4 protein-coding genes and 4 pseudogenes are annotated in these 6214 nt (G+C 53.0%); 6 read left to right on the top strand and 2 right to left on the bottom strand.

The features are described from left to right. Positions 1 to 74: 74 nt before the first annotated feature. The 4 genes and pseudogenes from ABZJ92_RS20035 to ynjE all read left to right on the top strand — a co-directional run. Positions 75 to 926, top strand: a pseudogene (locus ABZJ92_RS20035) (ABC transporter substrate-binding protein); the annotation flags it as partial. Beyond that, positions 899 to 2370, top strand: a pseudogene (locus tag ABZJ92_RS20030) (ABC transporter permease subunit). The pseudogenes ABZJ92_RS20035 and ABZJ92_RS20030, both read left to right, overlap by 28 nt. Further along, a complete protein-coding gene (locus tag ABZJ92_RS20025; protein WP_004972005.1) occupies positions 2370 to 3023 on the top strand; it encodes an ATP-binding cassette domain-containing protein in 654 nt (217 codons plus the stop codon). Before ABZJ92_RS20030 ends, ABZJ92_RS20025 begins: the two are co-directional and overlap by 1 nt. Before the next feature lie 66 nt (positions 3024 to 3089). Beyond that, positions 3090 to 4397 (top strand): annotated as a pseudogene (ynjE, locus tag ABZJ92_RS20020) (thiosulfate sulfurtransferase YnjE). A gap of 8 nt (positions 4398 to 4405) precedes the next feature. On the opposite strand, the gene ABZJ92_RS20015 reads toward ynjE, so the two are convergent. After that, entirely contained in the window at positions 4406 to 5026 is a 621-nt protein-coding gene (locus tag ABZJ92_RS20015; RefSeq protein WP_001307836.1) for a CDP-alcohol phosphatidyltransferase family protein, read from the bottom strand. An 86-nt stretch (positions 5027 to 5112) separates the two neighbouring features. Between ABZJ92_RS20015 and nudG the strand changes: the two genes are divergently transcribed. Beyond that, entirely contained in the window at positions 5113 to 5520 is a 408-nt protein-coding gene (gene nudG, locus ABZJ92_RS20010) for a CTP pyrophosphohydrolase (protein ID WP_000781873.1), read from the top strand. Here nudG and ABZJ92_RS20005 read toward each other — a convergent pair. Then, on the bottom strand, positions 5486 to 5758 hold the full coding sequence (locus ABZJ92_RS20005) for a YnjH family protein (RefSeq protein WP_000085238.1): 273 nt from the start codon (positions 5756 to 5758) through the stop codon (positions 5486 to 5488). The genes nudG and ABZJ92_RS20005 overlap by 35 nt on opposite strands. A gap of 235 nt (positions 5759 to 5993) precedes the next feature. Between ABZJ92_RS20005 and ABZJ92_RS20000 the strand changes: the two are divergent. After that, a pseudogene (locus ABZJ92_RS20000) lies at positions 5994 to 6143 on the top strand (hypothetical protein); the annotation flags it as partial. Positions 6144 to 6214 lie beyond the last annotated feature (71 nt).

Genomic DNA, 6214 nt, shown 5'->3' with positions numbered 1-6214 from the left:
GAAACAAGTGAGCGTTTCCGGATTCTTACACAGCCACTGGATCGGTCAACTGATCCTTAACTGATCGGCATTACACCTTAAAAGAGGCCAATTTATTACAAACGGGCTGGGCGGAGACTCTGCCCAACTGGCGCTATGTCGACACACAGCTGCCGGTGCGGGGAGATTTTTCAGTGCCGACACAAGGTGCGGAATCGCCCTGGGGCGGCGCACAACTGACGTTTATCGCCCGCCGCGATGTTACGCCACAGCCACCACAAACGCCGCAAGCCTTACTGGAGTTTGCTAAAGCCAATCCCGGCACGGTTACTTATCCGCGCCCACCGGACTTTACCGGCACGGCGTTTCTTGAACAGTTGCTGATTATGCTGACGCCAGATCCCGCCGCATTAAAAGAAGCGCCGGACGATGCGACTTTCGCCCGTGTCACTGCGCCCTTGTAGCAATATCTTGATGCACTGCATCCGTATTTGTGGCGCGAAGGAAAGGATTTCCCGCCTTCGCCCGCGCGGATGGATGCTCTGCTGAAAGCCGGCACATTGCGCCTGTCGCTGACCTTTAACCCCGCACATGCGCAGCAAAAAATCGCCAGCGGCGATTTGCCGGCAAGCAGTTACAGTTTTGGCTTTCGCGAGGGGATGATTGGCAACGTGCATTTCGTCACCATTCCAGCCAACGCGAATGCCAGTGCTGCGGCGAAGGTAGTTGCCAATTTCCTGCTCTCACCCGATGCGCAACTGCGTAAAGCAGATCCCGTTGTCTGGGGCGATCCTTCTGTTCTCGATCCGCAAAAACTGCCTGACGGGCAGCGCGAAATATTGCAATCAAGAATGCCGCAGGATCTGCCGCCGGTACTGGCTGAACCGCACGCAGGATGGGTGAATGCACTGGAACAAGAATGGTTACGCCGTTACGGTACGCATTAATCTTTTTGCTGTGGGCGATGGTGGCGGTGATTTATGCACCGCTGATCCCGGCAGCTCTCACGCTGATATCGCCTGCGTTGTCGTTGACACGCTGGCAGGCGTTATTTGCCGATCCACAGTTACCGCAGGCATTACTGGCAACGCTGGTGTCGACAACCATCGCGGCGGTCGGGGCATTGTTGATTGCCCTGCTGGTGATTGTGGCGCTATGGCCTGGGCCGAAATGGCAGCGTATGTGCGCCCGTCTGCCGTGGCTGCTCGCCATTCCCCATGTGGCTTTTGCCACCAGCGCCCTGCTGCTCTTTGCTGACGGAGGGCTGCTATATGACTATTTCCCGTATTTCACTCCGCCAATGGACCGATTTGGATCGGTCTGGGCCTCACCCTTGCAGTGAAAGAAAGCGCATTTCTGCTGTGGATCTTAGTGGCAGTATTGAGCGAAAAACGGCTGTTGCAGCAGGTCATTGTGCTGGATTCGCTGGGCTACAGCCGCTGGCAATGGCGATGCTGGCGATTGTTGCCTGGTCGCTTTCGGTCGTGGATGTGGCGATTATTCTTGGGCCAGGTAATCCACCGACGCTGGCAGTAATTAGCTGGCAGTGGTTAACTCAGGGCGACGCGGATCAACAAACGAAAGGCGCACTCGCCAGTCTGCTGCTGATGCTGTTACTCGCCGCCTACGTTTTGGCGCAGCTGGCGGCGCACTATTCCCCGCGTAGATGGCATTCGCAAGCCTGCCACACCTTTATTACCAGGCACTACGCTGGCGAGTTTTTTACCCTTAACCGGTGTGCTGTGTGTGGTTCTGCTGGCGATCCTCGCGGATCAGTCGACGATCAATAGTGAAGCACTCATCAACAGTCTGACAATGGGGCTGGTAGCAACATTCATCGCTTTGCTCCTGTTACTGCTGTGGCTGGAATGGGGGGCACAGCGTCGCCAGTTGTGGCTATGGTTGCCCATTCTATTGCCCGCTCTGCCACTGGTGGCGGGCCAGTACACGCTGGCGCTATGGCTGAACCTGGATGGAAGCTGGACGGCGGTGGTCTGGGGGCATCTGCTGTGGGTAATGCCGTGGATGCTGTTTATCCTGCAACCCGCCTGGCAGCGCATTGATTCACGGTTAATTTTGATTGCGCAAACACTGGGCTGGTCGCGGGCCAAAATCTTCTTTTACGTGAAATGCCCACTCATGTTGCGCCCTGTGCTGATTGCCTTCGCGGTGGGATTTTCAGTCAGTATTGCGCAGTATATGCCGACGCTGTGGCTGGGCGCGGGGCGTTTTCCGACGCTCACCACTGAGGCGGTGGCATTAAGCAGCGGCGGCAGCAACGGTATTCTCGCCGCCCAGGCGTTATGGCAACTGTTGTTACCGCTTATTATTTTTGCCCTGACCGCGTTAGTCGCAAAATGGGTAGGTTATGTCAGACAAGGAATCCGCTAATGCTCTGCGTGAAAAATGTTTCGCTACGTTTACCAGAAAGCCGCTTGCTGACAAACGTTAACTTTACGGTTGATAAAGGTGACATCGTCACGTTAATGGGGCCGTCTGGCTGTGGAAAATCCACTCTGTTTTCATGGATGATTGGTGCACTGGCCGGACAGTTTTCTTGTACAGGTGAGCTATGGCTCAATGAGCAACGGATTGACATGCTACCCACCGCACAGCGTCAGATTGGCATTCTTTTTCAGGATGCACTGTTATTTGACCAGTTCAGCGTCGGGCAAAATTTACTGCTGGCGCTACCGGCGACACTTAAGGGGAATGCCCGACGTAATGCCGTGAATGATGCACTTGAGCGTTCAGGCCTTGACGGAGCTTTCCATCAGGATCCTGCCACTTTGTCTGGCGGTCAGCGAGCGCGCGTTGCTCTACTACGCGCCCTTCTCGCCCAGCCAAAAGCGTTACTCCTGGATGAGCCATTCAGCCGTCTTGATGTGGCTCTGCGCGATAATTTTCGCCAGTGGGTGTTCAGCGAAGTTCGCGCCCTGGCGATCCCCGTCGTTCAGGTAACGCACGATCTCCAGGATGTTCCTGCTGATAGTTCTGTTCTGGATATGGCGCAGTGGTCAGAAAATTACAACAAACTGCGATAACGCAAAGTTTTTCTCAATGCGTCAGTTCAGAATGGCGCACTCAAAACTACAATGTCGGGATTTTCGATGAAACGTGTTTCTCAAATGACCGCGCTGGCAATGGCTTTAGGGCTGGCTTGCGCTTCTTCGTGGGCCGCTGAACTGGCGAAGCCTCTTACACTTGACCAACTTCAGCAACAAAATGGCAAAGCGATAGATACTCGCCCCAGCGCGTTTTATAACGGCTGGCCACAAACCTTAAATGGCCCTTCTGGTCATGAACCTGCCGCCTTAAACCTCTCTGCTAGCTGGCTGGACAAAATGAGCACCGAACAGCTCAACGCGTGGATCAAGCAACATAACCTGAAAGCCGATGCCCCGGTGGCGCTGTACGGTAATGGCAAAGATGTTGACGCCGTCAAAACGCGACTGCAAAAAGCAGGTTTTACGCATATCTCCATTCTGAGTGACGCGCTAAGCGAACCTTCCCGTCTACAAAAACTGCCGCACTTTGAGCAGCTGGTTTATCCGCAATGGCTGCATGACCTGCAACAAGGTAAAGAGGTTACGGCGAAACCTGTCGGTGACTGGAAAGTCATTGAAGCGGCCTAGGGCGCTCCTAAGCTTTACCTTATCAGCCATATTCCTGGCGCTGACTACATCGATACCAACGAAGTGGAAAGCGAACCGCTGTGGAACAAAGTTTCTGATGAACAACTAAAAGCGATGCTGGCAAAACACGGCATTCGCCATGACACCACGGTCATTCTGTACGGGCGTGACGTATACGCTGGAGCGCGTGTGGCGCAAATTATGCTCTACGCAGGCGTGAAAGATGTGCGTCTGCTGGATGGCGGCTGGCAAACCTGGTCCGACGCGGGACTGCCTGTTGAGCGAGGAACGCCACCGAAAGTGAAAGCGGAACCGGATTTCGGCGTGAAGATCCCGGCACAACCGCAGTTGATGCTCGATATGGAACAGGCCCGTGGACTGCTGCATCGCCAGGATGCATCGCTGGTGAGCATTCGTTCGTGGCCAGAATTTATCGGTACGACCAGCGGTTACAGCTATATTAAACCAAAAGGTGAAATAGCCGGAGCACGTTGGGGACACGCTGGTAGCGACTCGACGCATATGGAAGATTTCTATAACCCGGATGGCACCATGCGTAGCGCCGATGATATTACCGCTATGTGGAAAGCATGGAATATCAAACCAGATCAGCAAGTTTCATTCTACTGCGGCACCGGCTGGCGCGCGTCCGAAACCTTTATGTACGCACGCGCCATGGGTTGGAAGAATGTTTCCGTGTATGACGGCGGCTGGTACGAATGGAGCAGCGATCCAAAAAATCCGGTTGCAACCGGTGAACGCGGCCCGGGCAGTAGCAAATAACATTGCAATTACTGACGCTGGAGCGACTTCAGCGTCAGATACCCACTCCACACCCGCGTAAAGGTCGTCATCCAGCACAACGCACCGAAGATCCACGCAAACCACGCAAACCATGCAGGGAATAAACATCCCAGCACAAACAGTAAGATCGTTTCTGTGCCTTCGGTTAATCCCCCCAGATAGTAAAACGACTTATGTGCATAACCGGGGTTATCAATCTGATGTTTTGCTGCCAGTGCAGCAAAGGCGAGAAAACTGCTGCCCGTGCCGATAAACGCAAACAACAACCAGCCGCCTGCCAGCGCATTTTGCTCCGGTGCAGCAAGAATAAAGCCAAACGGCACCAGCGCGTAAAAGAGAAAATCGAGAGAAATATCAAGAAAGCCGCCCGCGTCGGTAAGCCCTCTGCGCCGCGCCAGCGCACCGTCCAGACCATCAAGCAGCCTGTTCAACAAAATGACGACTAGCGCCGCCAGATACCAGCCCAGCGCCAGAAACGGCAGAGCCAGCACGCCGATGGCAAATCCCACTAATGTTAAACCATCTGGCGTAATGCCCGGTTTATCAAGAACCCGCACGCACTGATGCAACAACGGTTTAATCCGGGGATGAAGATGGCGGTCTAGCACAGGCACTCCTTAAATATAAAGCCTTTCTGATTGAGCAACAGTGCGGATATTATGGCATTTTTCGCTTATCTGCCCGTGTGTAATTTATGAAAATGATTGAAGTTGTTGCCGCCATCATTGAACGTGATGGCAAAATTTTACTCGCGCAACGCCCCGCCCAGAGCGATCAGGCGGGATTATGGGAGTTTGCCGGAGGTAAAGTCGAGCTGGATGAAAGCCAGCAGCAGGCGCTGGTGCGTGAGTTAAACGAAGAATTGGACATCGAAGCAACTGTGGGTGAGTATGTTGCCAGCCATCAGCGAGAAGTTTCGGGCCGGATTATCCATCTTCATGCCTGGCACGTACCCGACTTCCACGGGACGTTACAGGCACATGAACATCAGGCGCTGGTCTGGTGCTCACCTGAAGAGGCGCTGCAATATCCGCTGGCCCCTGCTGACATTCCATTATTAGAGGCGTTTATGGCTTTACGCGCCGCCAGAGCAGCGGATTAGTGCTAAGGGTTTTGTCATCACGCTGGCATTGCAGCAGTATTCCTTCGGCTTTAATTACCGCCCCTTCAGAATAATTTTGATCCTGATAAACGCAGCACTGAGTACAGGGCTGCGCTGACTGCCCGCCTGAACTGAACACTTCTGGCGGTACGTTTACCTCCACGTCCGGACGATAATGCGGGTTAGCCAGTGCAATTAATGGAAATGCTAATACTACGGCGAACAATGCTCGACTCACAGGGAACTCCTTAACGTTATTGTCTCTGCTACTGATAACGGTAGCCGGGTGGCAAAACTTTAGCGTCTGAGTTATCGCATTTGGTTATGAGATTACTCTCGTTATTAATTTGCTTTCCTGGGTCATTTTTTTCTTGCTTACCGTCACATTCTTGATGGTATAGTCGAAAACTGCAAAAGCACATGACATAAACAACATAAGCACAATCGTATTAATATATAAGGTTTTTATATCTATGGATCAGACATATTCTCTGGAGTCATTCCTCAACCATGTCCAAAAGCGCGACCCGAATCAAACCGAGTTCGCGCAAGCCGTTCGTGAAGTAATGACCACACTCTGGCCTTTTCTTGAACAAAATCCAAAATATCGCCAGATGTCATTGGATTTGCCCCTATATTTCCAGACATCTGTTATCACTTAACCCATTACAAGCCCGCTGCCGCAGATATTCCC

The sequence above is a fragment of the Shigella sp. FJ200513 genome (assembly GCF_040495915.1).
Taxonomy (GTDB): domain Bacteria; phylum Pseudomonadota; class Gammaproteobacteria; order Enterobacterales; family Enterobacteriaceae; genus ECMA0423.
Note: the sequence above shows the minus strand (reverse complement) of the source record. Positions and strands in the feature narration are given on the sequence as shown.

Bases quoted from the DNA above. Each gene is read 5' to 3' on its own strand.
- ABZJ92_RS20025 (WP_004972005.1), top strand. From the start codon at position 2,370: ATGCTCTGCGTGAAAAATGTTTCGCTACGTTTACCAGAAAGCCGCTTG.
- nudG (WP_000781873.1), top strand. From the start codon at position 5,113: ATGAAAATGATTGAAGTTGTTGCCGCCATCATTGAACGTGATGGCAAA.